Source organism: Ruegeria halocynthiae (assembly GCF_000743705.1).
Lineage (GTDB): Bacteria > Pseudomonadota > Alphaproteobacteria > Rhodobacterales > Rhodobacteraceae > Ruegeria > Ruegeria halocynthiae_B.
Window position 1 is genome coordinate 233,286 of sequence record NZ_JQEZ01000004.1, and the last position, 25,954, is coordinate 259,239.

General features: G+C 59.0%; 23 protein-coding genes. 5 read left to right on the forward strand and 18 right to left on the reverse strand.

Going from position 1 to position 25,954, the window contains the following annotated elements:
• Positions 1 to 5 precede the first annotated feature (5 nt).
• The 8 genes from JT51_RS16080 to ccoN form a co-directional block, all read right to left on the reverse strand.
• Positions 6 to 2,183, reverse strand: coding sequence for a heavy metal translocating P-type ATPase (locus JT51_RS16080; protein ID WP_037314983.1), 2,178 nt, complete (start codon positions 2,181 to 2,183; stop codon positions 6 to 8).
• Between the two features lie 4 nt (positions 2,184 to 2,187).
• The gene (locus JT51_RS16085; protein WP_037314985.1) at positions 2,188 to 2,646 is read right to left on the reverse strand and encodes a FixH family protein; all 459 of its coding nucleotides are present in this window, start codon (positions 2,644 to 2,646) and stop codon (positions 2,188 to 2,190) included.
• A 2-nt stretch (positions 2,647 to 2,648) separates the two neighbouring features.
• Entirely contained in the window at positions 2,649 to 4,076 is a 1,428-nt protein-coding gene (gene ccoG / locus JT51_RS16090; RefSeq protein WP_037314988.1) for a cytochrome c oxidase accessory protein CcoG, read from the reverse strand.
• Positions 4,077 to 4,177: 101 nt separating this feature from the next.
• Positions 4,178 to 5,053, reverse strand: a complete 876-nt coding sequence (locus tag JT51_RS16095; protein ID WP_037314992.1) for a LysR family transcriptional regulator — start codon at positions 5,051 to 5,053, stop codon at positions 4,178 to 4,180.
• Between the two features lie 399 nt (positions 5,054 to 5,452).
• Positions 5,453 to 6,316, reverse strand: a complete 864-nt coding sequence (gene ccoP, locus JT51_RS16100; RefSeq protein ID WP_037314995.1) for a cytochrome-c oxidase, cbb3-type subunit III — start codon at positions 6,314 to 6,316, stop codon at positions 5,453 to 5,455.
• Positions 6,313 to 6,498: a CcoQ/FixQ family Cbb3-type cytochrome c oxidase assembly chaperone gene (locus JT51_RS16105; RefSeq protein WP_037314997.1), complete on the reverse strand. Its 186-nt coding sequence runs from the start codon at positions 6,496 to 6,498 to the stop codon at positions 6,313 to 6,315. The genes ccoP and JT51_RS16105 overlap by 4 nt, the downstream gene beginning before the upstream one ends.
• An 11-nt stretch (positions 6,499 to 6,509) precedes the next feature.
• Positions 6,510 to 7,238 carry a cytochrome-c oxidase, cbb3-type subunit II gene (ccoO, locus tag JT51_RS16110; RefSeq protein WP_037314999.1) on the reverse strand — a complete coding sequence of 243 codons (729 nt, stop codon included), beginning with the start codon at positions 7,236 to 7,238 and terminating at the stop codon, positions 6,510 to 6,512.
• 15 nt (positions 7,239 to 7,253) lie between these two features.
• A complete protein-coding gene (gene ccoN / locus JT51_RS16115) occupies positions 7,254 to 8,861 on the reverse strand; it encodes a cytochrome-c oxidase, cbb3-type subunit I (protein WP_037315439.1) in 1,608 nt (535 codons plus the stop codon).
• 196 nt (positions 8,862 to 9,057) lie between these two features.
• Here ccoN and JT51_RS16120 point away from each other — a divergent pair, with 196 nt between their 5' ends.
• The gene (locus tag JT51_RS16120) at positions 9,058 to 9,897 is read left to right on the forward strand and encodes a universal stress protein (RefSeq protein WP_037315001.1); all 840 of its coding nucleotides are present in this window, start codon (positions 9,058 to 9,060) and stop codon (positions 9,895 to 9,897) included.
• 40 nt (positions 9,898 to 9,937) lie between these two features.
• On the opposite strand, the gene JT51_RS16125 is transcribed toward JT51_RS16120, so the two are convergent.
• Both JT51_RS16125 and fnrL read right to left on the reverse strand, forming a co-directional pair.
• Positions 9,938 to 10,192 (reverse strand): GlsB/YeaQ/YmgE family stress response membrane protein, encoded by a 255-nt coding sequence (locus JT51_RS16125; RefSeq protein WP_037315003.1) that lies wholly within the window; start codon positions 10,190 to 10,192, stop codon positions 9,938 to 9,940.
• A 75-nt stretch (positions 10,193 to 10,267) separates the two neighbouring features.
• Entirely contained in the window at positions 10,268 to 11,011 is a 744-nt protein-coding gene (gene fnrL, locus JT51_RS16130; protein ID WP_037315006.1) for a transcriptional regulator FnrL, read from the reverse strand.
• Positions 11,012 to 11,072: 61 nt separating this feature from the next.
• Here fnrL and hemN point away from each other — a divergent pair, with 61 nt between their 5' ends.
• Both hemN and JT51_RS16140 read left to right on the forward strand, forming a co-directional pair.
• Positions 11,073 to 12,428: an oxygen-independent coproporphyrinogen III oxidase gene (hemN, locus tag JT51_RS16135; protein ID WP_037315009.1), complete on the forward strand. Its 1,356-nt coding sequence runs from the start codon at positions 11,073 to 11,075 to the stop codon at positions 12,426 to 12,428.
• Positions 12,429 to 12,604: 176 nt separating this feature from the next.
• On the forward strand, positions 12,605 to 14,533 hold the full coding sequence (locus tag JT51_RS16140; RefSeq protein ID WP_037315011.1) for an elongation factor G: 1,929 nt from the start codon (positions 12,605 to 12,607) through the stop codon (positions 14,531 to 14,533).
• A 22-nt stretch (positions 14,534 to 14,555) separates the two neighbouring features.
• Here JT51_RS16140 and JT51_RS16145 read toward each other — a convergent pair whose 3' ends face one another.
• The 5 genes from JT51_RS16145 to JT51_RS16165 all read right to left on the reverse strand — a co-directional run bounded on the left by JT51_RS16145 (position 14,556) and on the right by JT51_RS16165 (position 20,920).
• A complete protein-coding gene (locus tag JT51_RS16145) occupies positions 14,556 to 16,133 on the reverse strand; it encodes an ABC transporter ATP-binding protein (protein WP_037315014.1) in 1,578 nt (525 codons plus the stop codon).
• Entirely contained in the window at positions 16,130 to 17,236 is a 1,107-nt protein-coding gene (locus tag JT51_RS16150; RefSeq protein WP_037315015.1) for an ABC transporter permease, read from the reverse strand. Before JT51_RS16150 ends, JT51_RS16145 begins: the two co-directional genes overlap by 4 nt.
• Positions 17,237 to 18,322, reverse strand: coding sequence for a microcin C ABC transporter permease YejB (locus tag JT51_RS16155; protein ID WP_037315019.1), 1,086 nt, complete (start codon positions 18,320 to 18,322; stop codon positions 17,237 to 17,239).
• A gap of 9 nt (positions 18,323 to 18,331) precedes the next feature.
• The gene (locus JT51_RS16160) at positions 18,332 to 20,245 is read right to left on the reverse strand and encodes an extracellular solute-binding protein (RefSeq protein ID WP_037315021.1); all 1,914 of its coding nucleotides are present in this window, start codon (positions 20,243 to 20,245) and stop codon (positions 18,332 to 18,334) included.
• Between the two features lie 165 nt (positions 20,246 to 20,410).
• Complete coding sequence (locus JT51_RS16165) at positions 20,411 to 20,920, reverse strand: c-type cytochrome (RefSeq protein ID WP_037315023.1); 510 nt, start codon at positions 20,918 to 20,920, stop codon at positions 20,411 to 20,413.
• Between the two features lie 119 nt (positions 20,921 to 21,039).
• Here JT51_RS16165 and JT51_RS16170 point away from each other — a divergent pair, with 119 nt between their 5' ends.
• On the forward strand, positions 21,040 to 21,873 hold the full coding sequence (locus JT51_RS16170; RefSeq protein ID WP_037315026.1) for a prephenate dehydratase: 834 nt from the start codon (positions 21,040 to 21,042) through the stop codon (positions 21,871 to 21,873).
• On the opposite strand, the gene JT51_RS16175 is transcribed toward JT51_RS16170, so the two are convergent.
• The 3 genes from JT51_RS16175 to nudC are packed head-to-tail and all read right to left on the reverse strand — an operon-like array spanning position 21,846 to position 23,859.
• Positions 21,846 to 22,343: a GNAT family N-acetyltransferase gene (locus tag JT51_RS16175; protein WP_200876096.1), complete on the reverse strand. Its 498-nt coding sequence runs from the start codon at positions 22,341 to 22,343 to the stop codon at positions 21,846 to 21,848. The genes JT51_RS16170 and JT51_RS16175 overlap by 28 nt on opposite strands.
• Positions 22,344 to 22,369: 26 nt before the next feature.
• A complete protein-coding gene (locus JT51_RS16180; protein WP_037315029.1) occupies positions 22,370 to 22,837 on the reverse strand; it encodes an SRPBCC family protein in 468 nt (155 codons plus the stop codon).
• 41 nt (positions 22,838 to 22,878) lie between these two features.
• Complete coding sequence (gene nudC / locus JT51_RS16185) at positions 22,879 to 23,859, reverse strand: NAD(+) diphosphatase (RefSeq protein ID WP_037315031.1); 981 nt, start codon at positions 23,857 to 23,859, stop codon at positions 22,879 to 22,881.
• A gap of 175 nt (positions 23,860 to 24,034) precedes the next feature.
• On the opposite strand from nudC, the gene JT51_RS16190 reads away from it, so the two are divergent.
• Positions 24,035 to 25,915, forward strand: a complete 1,881-nt coding sequence (locus tag JT51_RS16190) for a bifunctional 2',3'-cyclic-nucleotide 2'-phosphodiesterase/3'-nucleotidase (RefSeq protein ID WP_037315033.1) — start codon at positions 24,035 to 24,037, stop codon at positions 25,913 to 25,915.
• Positions 25,916 to 25,954 lie beyond the last annotated feature (39 nt).

Below are 25,954 nucleotides of genomic sequence, written 5' to 3' on the forward strand. Positions count from 1 at the left end.
ATCAGTTACCTCAGCCGCAATGCATTCAGGGACACCGTAATTGACGATGTCGACATCGCCAGGGCCGCGATCAGCGGTGTGGCCAAGCCTACCACAGCCAATGGTACGGCGACGATGTTATAGACAGTCGCGATACGGAAATTCTCGCGAATCCGTCTGGTCGCCTTAACCGCCGTGTCGCAGGCATCGGCGATGGGCGACAGATCATTGCCCAGCAACACGATATCCGACGCCACACGCGCCGCATCCAGCGCCGAGGCCGGAGAGATCGACACATGTGCCGCCGCCAATGCCGCCGTATCATTCAGACCATCGCCCACCATCAGGACATGGCGGCCCTGATCACGCAGGTCCTGAACACGGGCGGCCTTGTCCTGTGGCAGCGCCTGTGCAACCCAATTTTCAATCCCCAACTTTTGCGCCAATGCCCGCACCGCGCCTTGCGTGTCGCCCGAAATCAGGATGGCCTCTTTCCCGGCATCGCGGAAGGCCTGAACGGATTCCGCCGCACCCGGCCGCAGCGAATCCGAGAACAGGAACGCAACGGGTGCCCGCCCCTCGATGGACAGCCACGCAGCGGTCTGATCACCTGCGCGGCCTCCGGTCCATTCCGCACGCCCCAGACGCACTTGTTTCCCGTCACAGGTGCCTTGGGTGCCATATCCCGGCACTTCGACCACATCCTGCAGGCTGGTGGGCGTCACCCCCGCCAAACGCACAGCCTTGGTCAAGGCAACAGACAACGGATGCGATGAAACCTGGGCCAGTGCCAGTGCCATCTTTAGGTCAGCAGCGGCGTGATCGGCCAGATTGGTCAACTCGGGCGCGCCCGAGGTAAGCGTTCCGGTCTTGTCGAACACAACGGTATCCACCTCGGCCAGACGTTCCAGCGCGGTGGCGTGTTTGATCAGCATCCCCTTGCGGAACAACCGGCCCGATGCCGCCGTTGTCACCGCAGGCACCGCCAGACCCAGCGCACAGGGGCAAGTGATAATCAAAACCGCTGCTGCGATATTCAGCGCGGTACGGATATCGCCGGAATAGATGTACCACCCCAGAAAGCTGAGCGCCGACAGGATGTGCACGCCCGGTGCATAAAGCTTGGCCGCCTTATCCGCCAGCGATGTGTATCGGGAACGCCCTGATTCAGCGATGGCCACCAGATCGGCCATCCGATGCAGCGAAGTATCTTCGCCCACTGCCGTCGCACGAATTGTCAGGGGGCCGGTCAGATTGACCTCTCCGGCGCTGACCGTCAGGCCAGCTTCGGCAAAGACCGGCAGGGTTTCCCCGGTCAGAAGCGACCGGTCCAGTTCCGAGCGTCCCGAAACAATTTCCCCATCCACGGGCATCCGGCCACCGGGGCGAACCAGGATCAGATCGCCGACATTCAGCGTGGCAACGGCCACTTCTTCCTCGACACCGTCAACCTGCCTGATGGCCCGGGGCACCTCAAGCGCGGTCAGCTCCTCGGCGGCAGATCGGGCGGCGGCGCGGGTGCGGTAATCCAGATAGCGACCGGCCAACAGGAAAAACGTCAACGTCAGGGCGGCATCGAAATAGGCGTGCTCGCCGCTTAGTGCGGTTTCCCACAGGGATGTCGTAAGCGCCAGCAGGATCGCCAGAACAATCGGCACATCCATGTTCAGCCGCCCGACGCGCAGGGCGCTCCAGGCGTTGGCAAAGAAGGGCTGCGCCGAAAACGCAATCGCCGGCAGCGCAATGGCCGCCGAAATCCAGTGGAACATGTCGCGCGTGGCATCCGTTGCCCCGGACCAGACCGACACCGACAGCAGCATCACATTCATCGAGGCAAAACCAGCCACCGCCAGACGCATCAACAGATCGCGCCCTGCCTTGTTGGCCTGCGTGGCCGACAGGGCCGATGGGTCCAACTCGTGCGCCTCAAACCCAACACGTTCAAGCACCGGGATCAGATCAGCCGCTTGCAGGTCTGGCTTGGCTTTGACCATCGCACGTTTGAGGGTCAGATTGACCCGGGCATCATCGACCCCCGGGTGTGCAGACAACTCTCGCTCGACCGTTGCGATACAGGCCGAGCAGTGGATGCCCGGCAGCGAAAGCGCGATCTGCACATCCTCGGGGACAGGCCGGGCCGGTTCGACCGGGGCTGCGATGCAACCCGGGCAGGCGGCAGTGCCGGATGTAAGCTGCGCCGTCATCCCGTCATCCCTTTACGTACAATGGAATTCGCTGTGCGAACTCAGCGCCGCTGTGATCTTTGGCCACCAGACGGATGTTCCAATTGCCCTTACCCAGCACCGCCGGAACTGCATAAGCCACGCCGTCAAAGGTGAAATCCGGAGAGAAGTCATCCTTCACATGGGTCGCGCGCCCAACAACCGCCTGCAACTCGGCAACTTCGACCGGTGCACCGGTCTGATCCGTGATGCGCAGGATCAGCAGGCCGCCCGAAACCTCGGCCAGAACGTCCCATCCCAGCGACTGTTGTTCCTGCAAGCGCTCATTGAACTCTTGACTGGCGACATAAGAGTTTTTGACCTCAAGCCCGGGAAAGGTTTTGACGGCGCTATAGGCCAGCACAAGATTCACGGTGATGATCACCCCAAAGGCCGCGACAAATACGGCCAATGCATGTTTCCCGGTGAATTGACGTTCTGCCATTCTCAGTTCCCCCGGCCGTTGAACGCAGTATCCTTGTAGGCCCGCTCGCCGCTTTCCCGATCTTCGACCCAGATGCGCACTTGCGTCGCGTCGGCTGCTGCCGGACCAGAATCTTTGGGTGCCACAATGTAAACGCGAGTCAATTGTGCCGTGTCCGCGGTGACGTTAACAATATTGCCCTCGACACCCTCAATCTCAATCACCATGGCTGGGTCCCCGGCCAATGACAGCTCAAACGGGCGATCTTCACCGTGTTTGTTGCGCAGGCGCACGTCATAGGTATTGCGAATTGTTCCGTCGGACAGTGTGACAAAGGTCGGATTACGAACCGGTGCCACCGTCAGGTCGATATCCGACCGGATGAACAATGCAAACAAAAGGGCAAACCCAACCAGGGACCACATCGCCGTGTACATGATCGTCCGTGGCCGCAGGATGTGCTTCCAGACATTTTTGGGCGACTGCCCTGCCCGCTCGCGGGTTTCGTCGCTCAGCGCCATGTAGTCGATCAGCCCGCGCGGTTTGCCGATCTTTTCCATCATATCATCGCAGGCGTCGATACAAAGCGCGCAAGTGATACATTCAAGCTGCTGACCGTCGCGAATGTCGATGCCCACCGGGCAGACATTCACACAAGCCATACAGTCGATGCAGTCCCCCAATTCGGAATCCGCCGTGCGTTTGCCCTTGCCGCGCGGCTCGCCCCGCCATTCGCGGTAGCCGACGACCAAAGTGTCCTCGTCCATCATCGCCGCCTGAATACGAGGCCACGGGCAGGCATAGATACAGATCTGTTCGCGGGCAAAGCCACCGAACAAAAACGTGGTGCCGGTCAGAATCAGAATCGTCGTATAGGCAACCGGATGCGCATTTCCGGTGACCAGATCCCGGGTCAATGTGGGCGCATCAGCAAAATAGAACACCCAGGCCCCGCCGGTCGCCAGACCGATCAACAGCCAGACCGCCCACTTTGTGACACGCAGCCGGGCTTTGCGGAAATCCAGCTTTTCCTGCCGGTGCAGACGCAAACGCGCGTTCCGGTCGCCCTCGATCCAGCGTTCGACCAGAATGAACAGGTCGGTCCACACCGTCTGCGGGCAGGCATAGCCGCACCACACGCGCCCCAGCGCCGAGGTGAACAGGAACAGCCCCAAGCCTGCCATGATCAGCAAGCCCGCAACGAAATAGAATTCATGTGGCCAGATTTCGATCCAAAGGAAGTAAAAACGGCGATTTGCCAGATCCAGCAGCACGGCCTGATCCGGCAGGCTAGGCCCCCGGTCCCATCTGAACCAGGGCGTCACGTAGTAGATACCCAATGTAACCGCCAGAATGATCCATTTCAGGTTTCGAAATGGCCCGGAAACACGCCGGGGAAAGATGGGCTCCCTCGCTGCATAAAGGCTGGGGGCTGGGTCGGAATCGCTCACGGGCTGGCTCCAGATGGGTTTATTTTTTTGACGCCTTGTCCCAGATCATACACGTATGCACTTTGACATGGGTCAAAAGCGCATCGGGCAGACACCTTTTGTCACAGTCCGCCGGCTTGCCCTTTCAGCCAGCGCACAAATGTTCTGACCGCGGGGCGAAGCGGTGCTTCACCGGTTACAATATGGTACCCACGCGCATCCGGTTCACGGAACAGTTCCACTATACGCCCTGATGTGATGTCGTGCTCGACAAAATGTCGCGCAGTCACAGTCACCCCCTGCCCGGCGCGCACCCCCTCCAGCAGCAGATTTCCCGGCAAGGCGATACGCCCGGCCCGTGGCCCGTGTTCGACGCCCTGCTGGGACAGCCAGCTTGTTGCCTCGGTGGTGCCGAATTCCTCAAGCCAGGGCAGTTGGCTTAGCTCATCCGGGGTCCATGTAGGCCGGTCGCCCAACAGCGATGGGGCGGCGACAATCACGATGGGGCTTTGCAGCAGCAATTGCGAATTGACACCGCCCCAGCCCCCCGCGCCATACCGGATCGCCACATCCACGCCGCCCGGGCGCAGGTTGACCAGATCGGGCGAGGGGTCCAGCGCAAGGTGAATATCCCGATGTTCCGCCTGAAATGCAGGCAGACGCGGCATCAACCACGATGCCGCAAACGAGGCGGTCAGGGACACATGAACGGGGCGGTCGTCGGTGGATTGCATCAGATCCGCGACAGAACTGCCGATTGCCCCGAACCCCAGATGCAGGGCGCGGGCCAGCCTCTCACCCTCGGGCGTCAAGGCCATGGACTTTCCCGCCCGGTCCAGCAACGCAACCCCAAGGTGCTTTTCCAAAGCGCGCAATTGCTGGCTGATGGCAGCATGGCTGACATTCAACAACGCGCCCGCCTGCACCACATTCCCGGCCTCGGCAAAGGCATGAAAGGCCCTGAGGGACGCAAGCGGCGGCATCTTCAACCAATCCATATGTAAGTCCTGATTACACAATCGAATGGCAATTGAGTCGCATTTTATGCCTTCCCGATCAATCCTGAATGCAGTTGGAACCAATTTCAGGAGAGGTCAAATGCTCTCAATTCTCGCGCGCACTTTCATGATTGCATCCAAAACACGAAACCCGGACAGGTCTTTCGATCCGGACTCTGCCGAGACCCGCAGATCGAAATGGCTGCCGGAAGATCACTGGTGGAAAGAAAAGCCGCGCATCCAAAGTCCAAAATCGCGGTAACGGATCGTCTGGACCGCATCAAAACCAACAAGTAGGTTGGGATTGTAGCACCGGCTGTTCTGGAAACGCGCGAACAGATGGAACAGCCGGTGCCTTAACCTTCGGGCGGCAAGCCGTCCGAAGGTATTCTTTTGCCGTTACTGACCGCCACCCAATTGGTGGACATAGGCGGTGACCGCGCGAACCTGCGCGTCGGTCAGACGATTTTCCCAGGCTGGCATCACACCAAAGCGGCTGTTCGTAACCGTTTCGGTCAGGGCTTCTTGGCTGCCGCCATAAAGCCAGATGGCATCAGTCAGATTCGGCGCACCCTGCGTGATGTCGCCCTTCCCGTCCTCACCGTGGCAGGCGACGCAGTTGTCTTCGAAGACTACCTTGCCTGCCTGTGCCGCCGCATCGTCGGTCTGCGCATTGGTCAGCGACATGACGTATTGAACCACTTGAGTGATCTCGTCATGTTCAAGGATCTCACCAAAGGCCGGCATCTCGGAATAACGCGCATCGTCGCTTTCCTCGTTACGGATGCCATAGGCGACGGTGGTTTCGATGTCCTCAAGCGAACCGCCCCACAACCATGCGTCGTCCAGCAGGTTCGGGAACCCCGGCGCACCCTGCGCACCCGAGCCGTGGCATTGTGCGCACCAGGTACGGAACACAGCGCCACCCGCATTTACGGCATATTGCTGCAGTTCAGGGTCCTTCGAGATATCCGCCAACGGAGTTTCCACCAGCTTGGCGTTCCATGGCGCGTTGGCTTCCTGAAAGGCAACCATTTCTTCCTGCACCAGCGCCCGCGAAGACCAGCCCATGACGCCCGCCGTTGCCGATTTTACCAAAGGCCATGCCGGATACATGATCGTATAGATCACGGCCCAGACGATGGTGGCGTAGAGCGTCCACAGCCACCAGCGTGGCATCGGATTGTCAAACTCTTCGATGCCGTCCCAGCTGTGGCCCGTTGTATTCGGGTCGCCCGGCTGTTTTTCAGGTGTCTTGCTCATTTCCTCGCCTCCTTAACTGCGGCGGGTTTGTCCGGATGCCGGAAGGGGATATTGGCGGTGTCCTGGTATTCTTTGCTGGCACCCGGGCGGAAAACCCAAATGACGATGCCAACGAAAAAGACGAACAACAGCAGCAACATCCAACTGTCCGCGAACTGTCTGAGGATTGTGTAGGCTTCCATCACAAATCTCCTCAGCGGCTTGCGTCTGGGGTGAAGGTCGAAAAGTCGACCAAAGTGCCCAGCATCTGAAGGTAGGCAACCAGCGCATCCGCTTCGGTCAGTTCGGATTGACCATCGAAGTTGCGCACGCTGACCTTGTCGCCATAGCGTTCCAGCAGACCGTCATAGTCGCTGTCCGGATCAGCCTGAGCCCGGAAATCCGCCCGCGCGTTTTCCAGCATCTCTTCGGTATATGGCGTACCGACCAGCGCATTTGCGGCCATGATGTCACCGATATACTTACCGTCCAGCTTGCGGTGTTCGAGGAAGCCGTATTTCGGCATCACCGATTCCGGCACCACGGACTGCGGATCACGCAGGTGATCAACATGCCATTGGTCCGAATACCGGCCACCGACACGGGCCAGATCAGGCCCGGTCCGCTTGGACCCCCACTGGAACGGATGATCATACATCGATTCAGCCGCCAGCGAGTAATGCCCGTACCGTTCGACCTCATCGCGCATCGGGCGGATCATCTGGCTGTGGCAGGTATAGCAGCCTTCGCGCAGATAAATCTCACGCCCCGCCATTTCGAGAGGGGTGTAAGGGCGCATGCCCTCCACCTTCTCGATGGTGTTCTCAAGATAGAACAGGGGCGCGATCTGAACGATGCCACCGATGGTCACGACCAAAAAGCTGAACACCAGCAGGAGGGTCGCGTTGGTCTCGAGGATCTTGTGTTTGTCGAGAATTGCCATAGCTACCGGCCCTCCTTATTCAGCCGGGACCGCGACGGTCAGGCTGGCCTCTTTAGCCGGTGCCTTCCGCACAGTCATCCACAGGTTGTAGCACATGACCATCGCACCCGCGAGGAACATGACCCCACCCAAAGCACGCACCACATACATCGGGAACTTGGCGGCAACGGTGTCAGCGAACGAGTTCACCAAGAAGCCGTTGGCATCCACCTCGCGCCACATCAGGCCCTCCATGATACCGGTCACCCACATCGACGCGGCATACAAAACGATGCCGATAGTGGCGAGCCAGAAGTGCCAGCTGACAAGGCTGAGCGAGTACAGGCGATCCCGCTTCCACAGGACAGGCACCAGGAAGTACAGCGCACCAAAGGTGATCATGCCGTTCCAGCCCAGCGCGCCCGAATGCACGTGCCCAATGGTCCAGTCGGTATAATGGCTGAGGCTGTTTACAGCGCGGATCGACATCATCGGTCCCTCAAAGGTGGACATGCCGTAGAACCCGACCGAGATCACCATCATTCGGATCACCGGGTCGGTGCGCAGCTTGTCCCAAGCACCCGACAGGGTCATCAGGCCGTTGATCATACCACCCCAGGACGGCATCCACAGCACGATCGAGAACACCATGCCCAGCGTCGATGCCCAATCCGGCAGCGCGGTATAGTGCAGGTGGTGCGGACCGGCCCAGATATACAGGAAGATCAGCGCCCAGAAGTGGATGATCGACAGCTTATAGCTGAACACCGGACGTTCGGCCTGTTTCGGGATGAAGTAATACATCATACCCAGGAAACCGGCGGTCAGGAAAAAGCCCACGGCGTTGTGACCGTACCACCACTGGATCATGGCGTCTTGCACGCCCGACCAGACGATGACCGATTTCGAACCCCAAATGCTGACAGGGATGGTCATGTTGTTGATCAGGTGCAGCATGGCAACGGTCACGATAAAGGCCAGATAGAACCAGTTCGCCACATAGATGTGCGGTTCTTTCCGTTTGATGATCGTACCCAGAAACACCGCCAGATAGGCAACCCAGACGATGGTCAGCCACAGATCGACGTACCATTCCGGCTCGGCGTATTCTTTGGATTGGGTCCCACCCAGCACATAGCCGGTCGCTGCCAGCACGATGAACAGCTGATACCCCCAGAACACGAACCACGCCAGATTACCGCCCCAAAGGCGTGCGGCGCTGGTGCGTTGGACAACATAGAACGACGTCGCGATCAACGCGTTGCCGCCAAAGGCAAAGATTACCGCCGACGTATGCAGAGGACGCAGACGACCGAAATTCAGATAACCCTGCGCCCAATCAAAGTTGAGCACCGGAAAGGCCAACTGAAAGGCGATGAACGTCCCTGCGAGAAAACCAACCACGCCCCAAAAGGCGGTGGCAATCACGCCGTAACGGATCACGTCATCCATGTACTCGGCCGAGCGGTCTACAAGAATATCTGGCTCGTCGGTGTTTCGAAGCGTCCAGATGAACAATCCACCGGCGATCAACATCACCAGAATTGCGTGCACCTGATACGCCAAGTCCCGTGCATAATTGGTTCCGATCGCGGCGAACAATGCGATCAGACCAAGCACGATCAGCTTGATGTAGTTTGACATATTGCGTCCCTTTGCCATGCCCCGCGCGATTCTTATTTGTCGCAGGACCCTTTTGACTGGCTGCTGTTTTGTCGGACTGCGGCCAGAACTGCTTTGATCTGTGTCAAGACAATACCCCGATTTCTATGACAACCGTAAACAAACAATTGGGCTTTCAAGCCGCAGATGGCCGAACTCTGAAGGACACGAGGTTAAAATGGCTTACAAATCTATTCTCACCGTCATGACGGATACAAAACACGCGGAATCTGCCCTGACCCAGATGTCAGCGCTGGCCCTTGCGCAGGATGCGCATGTCGAAGCCCTGTGCCTGGGTGTTGATCGCAGTCAGACCGGATATTATTATGCCGGGGCGAATGCCTTGATTCTTCAGGAAACACTGAACCGCGCAAATGCCGAAGCTGATGAGGTTCTGACTTATACGCAGAATTTTCTGGGCAAGTCCGGCACCCGCTGGTCTGCCGAAAGCGGCGTGGCCCAGATTTCCGACATCGGCCGCCATGTCGCCCATCGCGCGCGGTTTTCCGATCTTGTCATCCTGCCGCAGCCCTATGGGGCGGATCGCGGTGCCGAAGCCGAGCCCATTGTCGAAGCTGCAATGTTCGAAGGCCACGCGCCAGTGTTGGTCACACCGGATGACGCAAAACCCTTTGACCGGCCCGGCACCATCATGATCGGCTGGAACGAAAGCGTCGAGGCCATGCGCGCCATCCGCCGTGCCCTGCCCTTCCTGATGCAATCCGATCTGGTGCGTATCGTGGTGATCGACCCGCCGCGTCACGGCCCTGACCGTTCGGACCCCGGCGGTATGCTGTCGCAAATGCTGGCGCGCCACGGTGTGAAATGTGAAATCGACGTGCTGAGCAAGACGATGACACGGGTGTCGGATGTTCTGAATCGCCATGCTGCGGACACCGAGTCCGATATGATCGTGATGGGGGCCTACGGCCATTCAAGGTTCCGCGAAGCCATTCTTGGGGGCGCAACCCGCAATATGCTGGAACAATCCTCGGTACCGGTGTTTCTGGCGCACTGACACTTTCGAAAACAAAAAACCGCCCCACCGGGCGGTTTTTTCAACCTCGCTTCACGAGACCGATCAGGAACAGCAGGATGATCGCGCCCAAGGTGGCAAAGAGGATCGACGAAATCACGCCACCCCCTACGGCAAACCCAAGTGCCGGAAAAATCGTGCCCGCCAAAAACGCCCCGACGATCCCGACGATGATGTTGCCGATCAGACCGAATCCGCGCCCCTCCATGATCTTGCCCGAAAACCATCCGGCTAAGGCACCAATGAAGAGCATCGCCAACAGGCTGCTGAATTCCATGCCCGGCTCCTGAATATCTGTTTCAATTAAGGCCAATAGACCACGGCGGGCACGACCCGTCACGCCACAATGCGATCAGACCAGAAAACCGCCGTCGGAATCGTCACCCGCCTCTTCCATCAAACGCCCCATATTCGGGATCGTCACATGGCGTTTGCCCTCAAGTGAGATCACCTGATCCCGCTTCAAGGCCGAAATCTGCCGGCTGACCGTTTCCAGCGTCAGTCCAAGATAGTCCGCCATCGCCTCGCGGGTCAGGGGCAGGTCGAACACGATCGGTCCCGCATTTACTTTTTGCCCGATCGAGGCATCGCGACGCGCGATTATCGACAGCAGGCTGGCGATCTTCTCGCGCGCGGTCTTGCGTCCCAGAACCAGCATCCACTCCCGCGCCGCATCAAGCTCGTCCAATGTCATCTGCAACAGCCGGTGCGCGATATGGGGGGTTTCGGTCATCAGGTCTTCGAACGGCTTTTTGCGAAAGCAGCACATGACAAGGTCGGTTGTTGCCTGCACGTCATAAGGCGTCGATTCGCGGCCTGGCCGCCCAACAAAATCGCTGGGCAGCAAAAGGCCCACCATTTGGGTACGTCCGTCTTCCATTGTTTGCGTCAAAGAGGCGATCCCCGACACGACAGAGCCCACGAAATTCATCTGATCCCCCGACCAGATAATCGTCTGCCCCGCCTCAAAGCTGCGATAATACTTGATATCTTCAAGCTCTTCGAGCTCGTTCGGATTGCAGTGCGCACAGACTGCCCGGTGCCTTATGGGGCAGTCGTTACAATTGGTGTGGTCGATTTTGAAGTTCGGCGTCATGCGCGTTTCCACTTGATCTCGGTCAAGGTATCTTTGCTGGCTGTCCTCTAACGGTATCGACATGATAGTGAAACCACAATTGGCACGGCTTGGACTATTTGACGCGAAAGTCCCGCGTTATACCAGCTATCCCACCGCCCCGCACTTCAGCAATGACGTAGGGTCAGACCTATATGCTGACTGGATTTCCGGAATCAAACCCGGCAGCGCCGTATCGTTGTATATCCACGTCCCGTTCTGCCGCAGACTGTGCTGGTTCTGCGCCTGCAGAACGCAGGGGACGCAAACCGACAACCCGGTTATCGCCTATGTGGATGTCCTCAAGGCGGAACTGGATCTTCTGGCCGCACGCCTGCCCGAGGGGGTCACACTGTCGCGCCTGCATTGGGGCGGCGGCACGCCGACCTTACTGAACCCCGGCCTGATGCGGGATTTGGCATCCCGTATCCTTGAAATCGTGCCCCTTGGCCCGGACGCCGAATTCTCGGTTGAGATCGACCCGAACGAAATCGACGAGGGTCGCCTGGACGCTCTGGCCGAGGCCGGTATGAATCGCGCCTCAATCGGGGTGCAGGATTTCGACGATGAAATCCAGAAAACCATCGGGCGCATTCAAAGCTATGACGTCACGCGCAACGCCGTTGACATGATCCGTGCCCGGGGCATTGCCAGCCTGAATGCCGACATTCTGTACGGCCTGCCGCATCAGACCAAATCGCGGATGACCGAAAGCGTGCAAAAGCTGCTGTCGCTGGCCCCCGACCGCGTGGCGCTTTATGGCTATGCCCACGTGCCCTGGATGGCCAAACGGCAGCAGTTGATCCCATCGGACGCCCTGCCAACCCCCGAGCAGCGGTTGGACCTGTTCGATACCGCGCGGCGTCTGTTCCTGTGGGACAAATATGCCGAAATCGGCATCGACCACTTTGCCACGCAGGATGATGGCCTGACCCACGCGCTGAACGCCGGGCGGCTAAAGCGGAACTTTCAGGGCTATACCGACGATCAGGCTGATGTGCTGATCGGCGTCGGGGCCAGCTCAATCTCGCGGTTTCCGCAGGGTTATGCCCAGAACGCGCCAGCGACATCGGCCCATATCAAGGCGATCCGCGCCGGGCGGTTTTCAACATCACGCGGGCACTTGTTCAAGGATCAGGACGTGCTGCGCGCCCGCCTGATCGAGGCGCTGATGTGTGATTTCCGGATCGATTCGGCCGAAATCCTGCGCGATTACGAAGTTACCGCCGCAGAATTGCAGGGCATGTATAAGACCGCCAATGACGCGTTCGACGGATTGCTGCAGGTCACCGATGACGGTCTTTTCATCCCCCCCGAGGCGCGTGCACTGACCCGCATGATCGCCCGGAGCTTTGACGTATATGATCTGAGCAAGGCGGGCCACAGCTCGGCGATCTGAAACGATAACCGGACGGGGCTTGACGCACGGGGTGGGTTTTTCCCAAACTCGTACGGCAGGCGGTAACACGCCTCATGCCTGAGGCAGGCAAAGATACAGTCAGATCGTGCCGACGCACCCGCGTTCGACGACCCCTTTCGTGCAGCCGTATTGCAACGTGAAAGAGGGACAGCACCATGCGCGTATTCACCGTCCTCGGCCCCAGTCAATCGGGGAAGACCACTCTGGTCGAGGCCATCAGCCGCCTCGATGGCCGACCCACCACATTCGACGTATCCGGAACCGTGCACCTGCACGGTTTTTCTTATTTGGACGAGCCTTGGTGCGCCGTCGACGTGGACGGGGGCGGCGATAACCTCGCCTATGTCGGCCCGGCGATGGCGATCTCGGACGCGGCTGTCGTCGTTGTTCCGCCCGACCCGGATGCGGCTGTCCTGTGTGCCCCGTATCTGCGGCTGGTCGAAGAGGCGGGCATCCCCTGCTTTCTGTTCATCAACCGCATGGACAACCCCAACGGTCGCATTCGCGACATCATCGCGGCCTTGCAGACCTATTGCACCCATCACATCGCGCTGCGTCAGGTGCCGATCCGCGATGGCGAGACAATCATCGGTGCGGTCGATCTGATCTCGGAGCGGGCGTGGAAGTATCAGGAGGGGCAGCCCTCGGCCCTGATCGAACTGCCGCAATCAGCTGAGGATCGCGAACAGGAGGCCCGCACCGAATTGCTGGAAACCCTGTCGGATTTTGACGATCACTTGCTGGAACAGCTGATCGAAGACAAACAGCCCCCCAGCGCCGAGGTCTATGATCTGGCCGCGCAGGTGTTGCAGAGCCACCAGTTGATCCCTGCCTGTCTGGGGGCGGCCAACCATGGCAACGGCCTGACCCGCCTTATGAAAGCGCTGCGGCATGAAACACCGGAATTCGACATTGCAGCCGGACGCGATGAAGCGGCAGAAGACGCCCGTGCCATCGCCGGATTTGCGGATGTCAAAAAGCACATCGGCAAAATCATCATCCTGCGCGGCCTGGGCCAAGGCGTGAAAACGCATGAAACGCTGGGCGGTGAAACGGTCGGCAATTTGACGGGACTTGATGCCAAAACACAGATTTCCGAACTGAAGGCCGGGCAAATCGGACTGGCCGTGAAATCCGACCACCTGAACCCAGGCCACCTTTATGACAGCACCGGGGCAACCCCGCTGCCGGAATGGGCCGCATCGCATCCAATTGCACATCGACAGATCGTGTCCCCCGCGCACGAACGGGACGACGTTCGCCTTTCCAATGCTCTTAGCCGGTTGGTCGAGATTGATCCGGGCCTGCATCTGCAACAGGACGAACTCAGCGGTCACGCGGTTCTGGGATCGCAAGGCCCCCAGCACATGCGCCGCGTAACGGTGAAACTGGCCGAGGATTTCGGCATCGAGATCGAGTCGGGGCCGGTCGAAACCGCCTATCGGGAAACCATCCGCACCCCGGTCGAGCACCGCTATCGCCACCGCAAGCAATCCGGCGGGGCCGGTCAGTTTGCCGATGTGGTGATCTCGGTCGCCCCCATGCCGCGCGGCTCTGGGTTTCAGTTCGAGGAGGTCGTCAAAGGTGGGTCCGTGCCCAAGAACTATATCCCCTCTGTGGAGCACGGCGCCAAAGACGCGCTGGTGCAAGGCCCCGAGGGCTTTCCGGTTGTCGATGTGAAAGTTACACTGAGCGACGGCAAGCACCATAATGTGGACAGCTCGGATTATGCGTTCCGCACAGCGGGCAAGAATGCGGTCCGCGAGGCATTGCCACAGGCAAAACCCGTGGTCCTGCAACCCATCCTGAGCGCCGAGATTCACCTGCCGTCCGATTTTGTCGGCGACCTTGTCCCGACCATAAGCTCGCTCCAGGGGCAGGTACTGGGTTTCGAGGGCAATCCGAACGCATCAGGTTGGGAGATTTTCAACGCCCAGCTTCCGTCGGTTTCCGAAGACGAACTGCACCGCACCCTGGCCAGCGCCACGCGCGGAACAGGTTGGGTCAGGCTGAACTTTGACCACTACGAAGAACTGCGCGGACCGGTGCCAAAAACCGCAGGGCAGGAAAAGGCAAGCGCCTGAAGTTTTGCGGGGCGGGCTGCTGTCAGCCCGCCGCAGCGATCAGTTCGCGGGTGTATTCTGTCTGTGCGTTCTCGAACAAATCGTCCGCCGTGCCCATCTCGATGACATCGCCGTTCCGCATCACAATCACCTTGTGCGACATGGCGCGCACAACTTTCAGGTCATGACTGATGAACAGATAGGCCAGTCCGTACTTGCGTTGTAGATCACGCAGCAGATCGACGATCTGCACCTGCACCGTCATGTCCAAAGCGCTGGTTGGCTCATCCAGAACCAACAGCTTGGGTCGCAGCACCATGGCCCGCGCAATGGCGATGCGCTGGCGCTGCCCACCCGAAAACTCATGCGGATAGCGATCCATCGCGGCCGGGTCCAGGCCGACTTCTGTCATCACCTCGGCCACCAGTTCGCGCGGGGCGCGGTGGGGGGCAATCTTGTGGATCGCCAGACCCTCGGCAATGATCTGCATGCAGGTCATGCGCGGGCTCAGGCTACCGAACGGGTCCTGAAACACGATCTGCATATCCTTGCGCAGCCGCCGCAGTTCGCGCGTCGACCAGCGACGCACGTCCTTGTCCCGGAAGGTGATACTGCCTTCGGAGGCGATCAGCCGCATGATCGCCAGCGCCAGCGTGGTCTTGCCTGATCCGCTTTCGCCAACAATACCCAGCGTCTCACCCGCCCGCACGCTGAGCGTGGTGTCATTCACCGCTTTCACATATCCAACCGTCCGTTTCAGAAACCCGCGCTGGATCGGGAACCAGACTTTCAGGTTATCGGTTCGGGCCACTTCTTCTGCGTCGGGCGCGACAGGATCAGGATGGCCCGAGGGTTCGGCCCCCAGCAGTTTGCGCGTATAGGGGTGTTGCGGATTGTCGAAAATCTCGGTGGTTACGCCGGCTTCGACGATCTCACCATCCTTCATCACGCAGACCCGGTCGGCGATGCGGCGCACAATGCCCAGATCATGGGTGATGAACAGCATCCCCATATTCTCGGCTTTCTGCAGTTCAGCCAGCAGCTCCAGAATTTGCGCCTGAATGGTCACGTCCAGCGCCGTTGTCGGCTCGTCCGCGATCAGAATGTCCGGCTTGTTGGCCAGCGCCATGGCGATCATGACCCGTTGCCTTTGCCCGCCCGAAAGCTGGTGCGGATAGCTGTCCAGCCGGTCACGCGGATCGCGAATACCAACCTTGGTCAGCAGTTCGACAATACGATCCCGCGCCGCCTCACCCGTCAGCCCCTGGTGCAGCGCCAGCGATTCAGCCATCTGTTTCTGGATCGTATGCAGCGGGTTGAGCGAGGTCATCGGCTCTTGAAAGATAAAGCTGATGTCGTTGCCGCGCACATCCATCAGTTTGTCTTCGGATGCGTCAATCATTTCATGGCCATCATACTTGACCGACCCTTCAACAATTGCGCTGTCACCCAACAGCGACACCGTGGACAGCGCCGTAACGGATTTCCCCGATCCGGATTCGCCCACCAACGCGACGGTTTCGCCGCGATCAACGGTGAAGGACACGCCCTTGACGGCCGCGCTGACCCGCCCGTCCTGTCGGAACGAGACCTTGAGGTCTTTCACATCCAAAAGGCTCATGAGAACGTCTTTCTGGGATCAAACGCATCGCGGATGCCCTCAAAAATGAAGACCAGCAGCGACAGCATGATGGCAAAGGTGAAAAAGGCGGTAAAGGCCAGCCACGGGGCCTGCAGGTTCTGTTTCGCCTGCAAGGTCAACTCCCCCAGCGACGGGGCCGAGGATGGCAGGCCAAAGCCCAGGAAATCCAGCGAGGCCAGGCCGCCGATGGTGCCGGTCACGATGAACGGCATGAAGGTCAGCGTGGCAACCATCGCATTTGGCAGCATGTGGCGGAACATGATGGTCTTGTTGCCCACGCCCAGCGCCCGCGCAGCCCGGACATATTCCAGATTTCGCGCCCGCAGGAATTCGGCCCGCACGACGCCCACCAACCCTGTCCAGCTGAACAGGATCATCAGGGCCACCAACAGCCAGAAACTGCGCCCCAGAATGGCGAACATGATGATGATTACATACAGCGATGGGGTTGCGGACCAGATTTCGATGATCCGCTGAAAAACCAAGTCCAGCCAGCCGCCAAAGAACCCCTGAATCGCCCCGGCAAAGATGCCGATCACACTGGCCACGCCTGTCACCATCAACGTGAACAGGATCGACAGGCGGAAGCCATAGATCACACGCGCCAGCACATCGCGTTTGGTGTCATCCGTGCCCAGCAAGTTCTGCCCATTGGGCGGCAGCGGCGCGGCACCGGGACGGTCCACACTGGTTGTGAAGGAATATGGGATCAGCGGCCAGATGGCCCAGCCCCGTTCATAGCCGTCGGCCTGAAAGGTTCCGGTCTTGATTTCGTCGATGATGCCTTCGGGATCATCAAAACACTCTTCAAGCCCGCCGCTGTCGATCAGGCATTGAACCTCGGGGTCGCGATAGATCGCTTCGGTCTGGAAATCGCCGCCAAACTCAGTCTCTGCGTAAAAGTTGAAGATCGGCGTGTAAAGCTCACCGCGGTACTTCACCAGAATCGGTTTGTCGTTGGCGATGAATTCGGCAAACAGCGACAGCCCGAACAGAACCGAGAAGATGATCAGCGACCAAAAGGCCCGGCCGTTGCGCCGGAAGTTGCGCCAGCGGCGCTGGTTGAGTGGGGACAGTGTCATTTACCCCTCCCGCTTTTCGAAATCGATGCGCGGATCGACCAGCACATACATCAGGTCGCTGATGATGCCGACGACCAGGCTCATCAGGCCAAAGATGAACAGCGTGCCGAAGATCACCGGATAATCCCGCGCCACGGCGGCCTCAAACCCCAGACGACCCAGCCCATCCAGTGAAAAGATCGTCTCGATAATGATCGAACCGCTGAAGAACACGCCGATGAACACCGCCGGAAAGCCCGCGATGACGATCAGCATGGCGTTGCGGAAAACATGGCCGTACAGCACTTTTTGCTCGCTCAGGCCCTTGGCGCGGGCGGTCATGACGTATTGCTTTTTGACCTCATCCAGAAACGAGTTCTTGGTCAGCAGTGTCAGCGTCGCAAAGGCGGAAATCGTCAAGGCTATGACCGGCAGGGTGATGTGCCAGAAGTAATCGGCGATCTTGCCCAAAAGGCTGAGGCTGTCCCAATTGTCCGAGGTCAGCCCCCGCAGCGGAAATATCTGCCAGTAGGAGCCACCGGCAAACAGCACCAGCAACAGGATCGCAAACAGGAACCCAGGAATGGCATAGGCGACGATGATGGCGCCGCTGGTCCAGGTATCGAACCGCGAGCCGTCCTTGACCGCCTTGCGAATGCCCAGCGGGATCGACACCAGATAGGCGATCAGGGTTGACCACAGGCCCAGCGAGATTGACACAGGCATCTTTTCCAGCACCAGATCGGTTACGCTGATCGACCGGAAATAGCTCTCGCCGAAATCCAGAGTCAGGTAGTTGCCCAGCATATTCAGAAACCGCTCAAGCGGGGGCTTGTCGAACCCGAATTCCTTTTCCAGCTCTTCAATGAATTCGGGCGGCAGCCCGCGCGCGCCGACATAGCGGTCGTTTACGCCACCGGTGTGCTGTTCAACATCGCCACCGCCGCCGGCGATGCCTTCGAACACGTCGCCGCCACCTTCCAGCTGGGCGATGATCTGTTCAATCGGACCGCCCGGAACGAACTGAACCAGCGTGAAATTGACGATCATGATCCCCAACAAGGTGGGAATGACCAGCAACAAGCGTCTTAGAATATATGCTCCCATGGGGGCGGATTACCTCAACGCGCCCGAGGATTTCAACTCGGCTTCTTTCTCGGCGTTGATCCACCACAGGTCTTCTATACCTAGCGCATAGGGCGGCAGGTTTTCAGGGTGTTCATACATATCCCAATAGGCGACCCAGTATTTACCCAGATACCACGTGGGCACCATGATCCGCTTGGCGCGCAGAACGCGGTCCAGAGCGCGGACATTGGCGTACAACTCTTCGCTTTCGGTTGCGGCGATAATGTTGTCGATCAGCGGCTCGATGTCGGGACCATGCGCGCCCGAGGGGTTGAACACGGAATACGAGGCGGCCTCGGTCCCGAATTGCTGGTACAGGCCGGTCGAAGGTTGCAGCGATGTCGGGTACCCGCCAACGATCATGTCAAAATCACGGTCCCGGCGGCGCAGCGTAAACTGTGCGTTGTCGACACGATTATACGCCGCATCAATACCCATGGCGCGCAAGTTGTCGACAAAGGGCTGAATGATCCGGTCAAGGGTCGGCTGATCCGACAGGAATTCGATCGACAGCACCTCACCGTTTTCATTCCGGCGGACACCATCGCTGCCCACCAGCCAACCGGCCTCATCCAGCAGCTTCATGGCCGTGCGCAGGTTGCGGCGGTCATTCTGACGCGCCGCGCGGGATTCGTGAGCGCTTATGGGCTCGTCGGTCAGAACCGCCGGGTCCAGTGCATCGCCCAGGCTTTGCAAGACCTCAAGTTCACGCCCTTCGGGCAGGCCGGTGGCCTCAAGATGGGTACCTTCCCAGAACGAGCTGCGTTGCTGGAACAGGCCGTATTGCAGGCTTTCATTGGTCCATTCGAAGTTAAAGCCCAACTGAATCGCTTCGCGCACACGCGGGTCTTGCAGCTGTGGACGGTCAAGGTTCATGATGAACCCGGTTGCCGAGGGTACGTTGCCATCCGCAAGCTCGGCCCGGATCACGCTGCCATTCGAAATCGCAGGAAAATCATAGGCCGTGGCCCAGCTTTTCGAGTTGTTTTCCTGTCGCAGCGTGAAGGTGCCCGCCTTGAACCCCTCCATCGCGGCGATCGAGTCGCTGAAGTATTCGATACGGATAGTGTCGTAGTTGTTGCGCCCGACATTCACATTGATGTCGTCCCCCCAATAGTCCGGGTTGCGTTTGTAAACGATACGACGGTTGATATCGTAGCTGTCCAGAACATACGGGGCCGACCCGATCCCCTGCACCAGGCGTGGTTCGTCCAGACGTCGGTTTTCAGGATCAGCTTCAAACCAGGCTTTGGAATATACCGGCACACCCCCGGCAACCGCGATCAGAGACCGGCGCGGGATGTCCGGCGCGAAATAGAACTTAACCCGGTGCTCATCCAGCGCTTCGGCACGGGGGACCCGCTTGCGCACCGCATCGGCATAAGATTTCAAACCCTGCTCCAGCAACAGATCGTGGGAAAACACGACATCTTCGGCTGTGATTGGGGTTCCATCAGAAAACCGCGCCTCAGGCCGTATGTTGAAAATCACCCATTCCTGGCTTTCCGGATATTCCAGACTTTCCGCCAGCAGACCGTAATATGACGCAGGCTCATCATAGGAGGCCACCAGCAGAGATTCGTATTGGCTTGCGGATCGCGCCCCGGCCCGGCCTTTGCGCGTGAACGGGTTGAAACTGTCGAACGTACCCTGGGCGGCATAGGACAGGTCCCCCCCGCGCGGGGCATCCGGGTTCACATAGTCGAAATGAGGAAAGCCTTCGGGGTATTTCAGATCACCGAATTCCGAGAATCCGTGGCTTTTGATGATCTTTTCTTCTGCAAACAGCTGGGTTGAGGCCAAAAGGATCAGAAAAAATCCGACCATCAAAGCACTCATCCACCCCCTGAAATCCAATGCACGCGCCTGAACGGAAACTTTGTTGGATCTCATATTGCTCATCCCCTGCTTCGCCTTTGTCTTTTATCTTGTATGCGCCAGCTAAATGACCAGCACTGTCAGATTCAAGTTTAGAACGCGTGAACGCTTTGTGAAGTTCTTCTTAGGCAAAAAATAAAGCCGCTGCACGGGGCAGCGGCTTTGAAATTCGGTGCGGTGATCACAAGATCAGTTGCCGATGGTCTGAAGATACGCAATCAGATCGGCGCGGTCTTTCGGTTTTTTCAGGCCCGCAAAGCTCATGGATGTGCCCGAGATATAGCTGCTGGGGCGGGTCAGGAAGGCATCCAGTGCCTCGGGCGTCCAGTTGCCGCCGTGCGCCTGCATCGAGGCTGAATAGCCACCGAATCCTTTGGCCGTGGCGACCGGGCGGTCGACAATGCCAAACAGATAGGGGCCAGTGCCGTTTGCGCCGTCTTCCAGTTTGTGACAGGCGGTACACTTACGGAAGACGCGAGCGCCTTTGTCCGGGTCGGCGGCGGCCAACATGTCTTCGAACACCACTTCTTCACCGTCGGCGCTTTCGCCAGAGCTTTCGGTTTCGATGATGTAAGAGGCCGTCTCGCCATGCCCATCGGCGTGGTAAAGCACCTCGGCACCCCATTTTGCCAGAAGCAGCACCAGGAAGGTGCCAAACAGGCCTGCTGCGGCCTTGGTAACTGTCATCGTGTCGAACATTGATCGCGAGTCCATTTCAGCTGTCTGCGGGGTGTCTAAGGCTTCCCCTGACAAGAGGCAAGGTATAGACACCGCGACTAAACGCCCAATTCAAGAACTTGTTGCACGGAATCGACCAAATGACCAAACGTATCGCATTTCAGGGAGAACCCGGCGCCTATAGTCACGAGGCCTGCCGCAACGCCCGTCCCGAAATGGAGGCCCTGCCCTGCCGCACATTCGAAGATGTGATCGAATCGGTCCGTTCTGGCGCGGCTGAGCTGGCCATGCTGCCGGTCGAAAACACGACCTATGGCCGGGTGGCCGACATCCACCGCCTGCTGCCCCATAGCGGCCTGCATATCGTGGACGAGGCCTTCGTGCGGGTTCACATCAACCTGCTGGCGGTCCCCGGTGCCACACTGGCGGACATCACCGAGGCGCATTCCCATCTGGTTCTTCTGCCTCAATGCGCGGGCTTTTTGAAGGAACACAACATCCGGGGACGGGTCAGCCCGGACAATGCCCGCGCCGCGCGCGAGGTCTCGGAACAGGGCGATAAGCACTCGGCGGCTTTGGCCAGCGAATTGGCCGGGGAAATCTATGGGCTGAATGTGCTGGCCCGCCATATCGAGGATCGGGACAACAACACCACCCGGTTTCTGGTGATGTCGCGCCAGGCGGATATGGCCCGGCGCGGTGAACACGGCATGATCACCAGCTTCGTGTTTCAGGTGCGCAACATTCCGGCGGCGCTGTACAAGGGCATGGGTGGCTTTGCCACCAACGGCATCAACATGACCAAACTGGAAAGCTATATGGTCGACGGTTCATTCACTGCGACCCAGTTTTATGCTGATATCGTCGGCCACCCCGACGACCGCAACGTGCAGCTGGCCATGGAAGAGTTGGAGCATTTCACCACCAACGTCGAGGTTCTGGGCGTCTATCCGGCGGCACAGCCGCGCGGCTGATTCGAGACCGCAAATGCTTTGGACACCGCACCACCGTGCTGTCGGTAATCGACGAACCCTATTGCATCGTAATAGGCCAATCCTTCGGCATTACTGGCGGATATCGTGGCATCTATGGCCGGTATCCCGGATGCCCGCGCCACTGTCAGCGTATTTTGAAATAAGGCGCGCCCAATGCCCCGGCGCGCGGCTGAGGGGCGGATATGGGTTCCGATGACACCCCAGCCAACGGGGGCGCCATAAGGGTTGCCCCCTACCGCCCGTTTCAGGGATTGAAACCCCAGAACACGTGACCCTGCATCCAACGCCACAGTGCAGACAATCTGATCCGGATGCGTAATGTAATGCGACGCGGCAAAATCCACATCGCTGGATTTGCTGCGTTTTCCGGCGGCGACCAGTTCCTGCAGAACTGCGGCAACGCCCTCGGCATCGCTTCTGCTGGCTGTGCGAATGACAAAATCGTTCACGGAAACCTCAAAATAGCCCCGCCCCCCTAGCCACCATGCAGGTGACGTTCTTCCATTTCTCTTGCGAATTCGCTGAGCCGCACCTGAAATTGCCGCCGAAATCTGGATTGCCCCAGCCGAAGCGACTGCAAAAGAAGCCGCGCGGGCAGTGATTTGGCGGATAGGGACATATCAACACTCAGGCGGGTTCTGCGTTGCGACAGGGACAGAAATTCGATCATCGTGACCCCGTTCATGCCCTTGCTGGCCGCCTCGAACATCATGCGGGACGGGGGGTCACATTCCGCCATATGGACAGCCACATGACGCGGCTTACCGCGCAGCCTGAATTCGGTTTCCCATCTTGTGCCGGGCACCACGCCCATATGGCCCGACATGCGGCGCACTTCGATCCCGCGACGCATTGCCATGCGTTCGAACCGCTCGAAATCGGCGACCATCTCGAACACCGCATTGATCGGGGCCTGGATATCTTCGCGCGCTGATAACTGCATGGTGGTGCGTCGTTCTCTTACTTGATTGGCCTAGTATTTTGTCAGTCCAGCGTATCCGCAAGCCAGTTTTGCAACAGAAAATGCGCAATCGCCCCTTTGCGGGCAGGCAACAGATCCGGATGCTCGCCCGCAAAGGCTTGCATCATATCGCTTTTGCTGACCCACATCGCGTGTTCGATTTCAACCGGATCAATGGTGATCTCGCGCGACAGCGCCTCACCGGCGCAACCGAACATCAATGAGGCCGGGAAGGGCCACGGCTGACTGGACAGGTAACTGACCGGGCCGACGGGCACGCCCGCCTCTTCCATGACTTCGCGCCTGACGGCCGCCTCAAGCGTTTCGCCGGGTTCGACAAATCCGGCAAGCAACGAATACATTCTGTCCGGCCAACCCGGAGACCGCCCCATCAGAACCGAATCTCCGTGGGTGATCAGCATGATGACCACAGGGTCCGTGCGCGGGAAATGCTGCCCGCAGCAGGATGGGCAACTGCGCTGCCACCCGGCCTGCACCAGATCACTGGCCGCGCCGCAACGGGCGCAGAATCGATGGGTTTCGTGCCAGCTGATCACCGCTTTGGCTGCTGCCGCCAATTCTGCATCCCGTGCAGAAAGGCGTGTCATGATCCGGCGCAATTCGGCAAAAACATATCCGTTTGGCAGATCCGGGTGCTGCTGCTCAGAGCGGTCGATAAAGGCGTTGATCTGCGACAAATCCAAGCCGTCCGCTGACCAGTCGGAGATATCGGTCGCAAAAATGGGTGCATCGTCCGACAGGCCAAGGAAAACCGGCTCTTCGACAATACCACCCGGCCCGTTTTCAACCAGCGTGTGGATCATCGGGATCAGACCCAGTTGATCCAGCCCCTCACCCTGCACCAGAATTTTGCCGCGCCAGATCAACAGGCATTTGGCCTGCGGATGCGCCCGCGCCTGCGCAATCTTTTCGGCATCACCCCGAATATGCGCCGCGCGATCCAGCCCCGAGCCGCCAAACGTCACATGTTCCGCATTTTTCATAGGAATTCCTTTGGATCGTCCGCACAGGGCTGCCACGGTTGCACCGGCGTTGCAATGGCAATTCATGACAGGAAAACAACGCGCCGCCAGTGCACAAGTGTGGCGCGTCTTACAAATTGCAAATACTAATCTTTTTGTTGAAAATGATTAAAATGAAACTGCTAAAAGTAGAATCTTGACCAGTACCTCATCGCCGCATCGACCCACAGCTCAAATTCGGATTCTGGCAACCTCGGATCTGCATATGAATCTGAATGGTTTCAGTTATTACAGCGACGCCCCGGAACCGACGATTGGCCTGACCCGCACCGCAAGCCTGATCCGGGCCGCACGTCAACAGGCCGAGGCAGACGGCGCATTGGTGCTGCTTTTCGACAATGGGGATGCCTTGCAGGGCAGCGCGATTGGCGACTGGGCAGCCGAACAAGGCAATGAACCGCATGTTCTGATGCGGGCGTTCGCCAATCTCAACTATGACGCCATTGGCCTGGGCAATCACGATTTCGGGTTTGGTCTGAAGGTGTTGGATCGGATTCTGTCTGACGCCCCTTGCCCGGTGATTTGCAGCAACGCCCACCGGCAGGACGCCGCTCCGGCTTGGCAAAGCCAATCGATCCTGCAGCGAACTATCCAGTTTCAGTCCCGGCATCTGCCCCTGAAAATCGGCGTCTTTTCCATCCTGCCGCCGCAGACCGCCAAGTGGGAGGCGCATCTGCTGAAAAACGCGGTTGTGATAGACGATATCCTCAGCTGCGCCCGCAAAAAGGTGCAGGACCTGCAGGCCCTTGGCTGCGACCTGATCCTGGCCCTTGCGCATACAGGGCTGGGGCCGCCCGATGCCCAGCCCGATCTTGAAAACGCAGCAGTGCCCCTGGCCGCCATTGAGGGGATAGACGCGCTGATTGCCGGGCATTCGCATCTGACCCTGCCCGGAAAAGCGCATGAAGGCATTGAGCACGTCGATGCAATCCGTGGCCGTGTGCATGGAAAACCGGTGGTCATGCCGGGTTTTGCGGGGTCGCACCTGGGTGTGATCGATCTGACGCTACACATGAATGATCAGGGCAACTGGGCTGTGCGCGACCACAGGTCAGAGTTGCGCGCTGTTTCCCCCACACCATCGACCACGCCGCAAATCCAACCGAAGGAAGATGCCGAGTTGGTTCACCTGTTTGCCAGCGGCCATTCCGAAACCCGCAAGCGCGCGGCTGACCCCGTTGGGCATTGCGACCGGCATTTGCACAGTTTTTTCAGCTTTTGCGCCCCGGATCGCGGGCTTGCTTTGGTCGCGGCGGCGCAGGCAGCCGCCTTGCGCCCTTTTCTGCAGGGGACTGCGTTTGCGGGCCTGCCGGTCCTTTCCGTGGCATCGCCGTCCAAATTCGGTGGCCGCGCTGGCCCGCGTTTTTTTACAGACGTACCAGCGGGCGAAATATGCCTGCGCCATGTCATCGACCTGTATGTTTTCCCGAACGAACTACAGGGCGTGGTGGTTACAGGCGAACAGATCGCGGATTGGCTGGAAATGTCGGCCGGTGTCCTCAATCAGGTGAACCCCGGTGCCCGACCCGACTTGGTCAATCCTGACCGGGCGGGGCACAATTTCGATGTGTTGCATGGGATTTCCTATCAGATCAACCTGTCCAAGCCACCGCGCTTTGATGACATGGGGCAGTTGATCCACCCGGAACACCACCGGGTGTCGGATATTCGGTTGGATGACCAACCCGTCGCCGCAGACCAGCAGTTTGTCGTCGCGCTGAACAGCTACCGCGCCGCCGGAGGGGGGTATTTCCCCTTTGTCGGTCAGGCCCATCCGCTCGCGCTGCCTGCTTTGCCGATTCAGCGCATATTGCAGGATTACCTGTCGGGTGCCCTGCCACGCGACCCGCTGGAGGACGCGCCACGCCCGTTCAGATTCGCCCCGATGCCCGGTGCCTCGGCGATCCTGAAAACCGGAACACAGGCCCGACAGCACCTGTCGGAACTAGCGGAATACAAACCATTTATTCTTGGCGAAAACGATGAGGGCTTTTTGCAGGTCCATCTGACCTTCTGACGGGTTGTCATTCCCGCCGCCCTTGCTTATATCAAACCC

Excerpts from the sequence above, each read along its gene's own strand:
- JT51_RS16080 (WP_037314983.1), bottom strand. The coding sequence starts at position 2,183 with ATGACGGCGCAGCTTACATCCGGCACTGCCGCCTGCCCGGGTTGCATC.
- JT51_RS16085 (WP_037314985.1), bottom strand. The coding sequence starts at position 2,646 with ATGGCAGAACGTCAATTCACCGGGAAACATGCATTGGCCGTATTTGTC.
- JT51_RS16095 (WP_037314992.1), bottom strand. The coding sequence starts at position 5,053 with ATGGATTGGTTGAAGATGCCGCCGCTTGCGTCCCTCAGGGCCTTTCAT.
- ccoP (WP_037314995.1), bottom strand. The coding sequence starts at position 6,316 with ATGAGCAAGACACCTGAAAAACAGCCGGGCGACCCGAATACAACGGGC.
- JT51_RS16105 (WP_037314997.1), bottom strand. The coding sequence starts at position 6,498 with ATGGAAGCCTACACAATCCTCAGACAGTTCGCGGACAGTTGGATGTTG.
- ccoO (WP_037314999.1), bottom strand. The coding sequence starts at position 7,238 with ATGGCAATTCTCGACAAACACAAGATCCTCGAGACCAACGCGACCCTC.
- ccoN (WP_037315439.1), bottom strand. The coding sequence starts at position 8,861 with ATGTCAAACTACATCAAGCTGATCGTGCTTGGTCTGATCGCATTGTTC.
- JT51_RS16120 (WP_037315001.1), top strand. The coding sequence starts at position 9,058 with ATGGCTTACAAATCTATTCTCACCGTCATGACGGATACAAAACACGCG.
- JT51_RS16125 (WP_037315003.1), bottom strand. The coding sequence starts at position 10,192 with ATGGAATTCAGCAGCCTGTTGGCGATGCTCTTCATTGGTGCCTTAGCC.
- fnrL (WP_037315006.1), bottom strand. The coding sequence starts at position 11,011 with ATGACGCCGAACTTCAAAATCGACCACACCAATTGTAACGACTGCCCC.
- hemN (WP_037315009.1), top strand. The coding sequence starts at position 11,073 with ATGATAGTGAAACCACAATTGGCACGGCTTGGACTATTTGACGCGAAA.
- JT51_RS16140 (WP_037315011.1), top strand. The coding sequence starts at position 12,605 with ATGCGCGTATTCACCGTCCTCGGCCCCAGTCAATCGGGGAAGACCACT.
- JT51_RS16145 (WP_037315014.1), bottom strand. The coding sequence starts at position 16,133 with ATGAGCCTTTTGGATGTGAAAGACCTCAAGGTCTCGTTCCGACAGGAC.
- JT51_RS16150 (WP_037315015.1), bottom strand. The coding sequence starts at position 17,236 with ATGACACTGTCCCCACTCAACCAGCGCCGCTGGCGCAACTTCCGGCGC.
- JT51_RS16155 (WP_037315019.1), bottom strand. The coding sequence starts at position 18,322 with ATGGGAGCATATATTCTAAGACGCTTGTTGCTGGTCATTCCCACCTTG.
- JT51_RS16160 (WP_037315021.1), bottom strand. The coding sequence starts at position 20,245 with ATGAGCAATATGAGATCCAACAAAGTTTCCGTTCAGGCGCGTGCATTG.
- JT51_RS16165 (WP_037315023.1), bottom strand. The coding sequence starts at position 20,920 with ATGTTCGACACGATGACAGTTACCAAGGCCGCAGCAGGCCTGTTTGGC.
- JT51_RS16170 (WP_037315026.1), top strand. The coding sequence starts at position 21,040 with ATGACCAAACGTATCGCATTTCAGGGAGAACCCGGCGCCTATAGTCAC.
- JT51_RS16180 (WP_037315029.1), bottom strand. The coding sequence starts at position 22,837 with ATGCAGTTATCAGCGCGCGAAGATATCCAGGCCCCGATCAATGCGGTG.
- nudC (WP_037315031.1), bottom strand. The coding sequence starts at position 23,859 with ATGAAAAATGCGGAACATGTGACGTTTGGCGGCTCGGGGCTGGATCGC.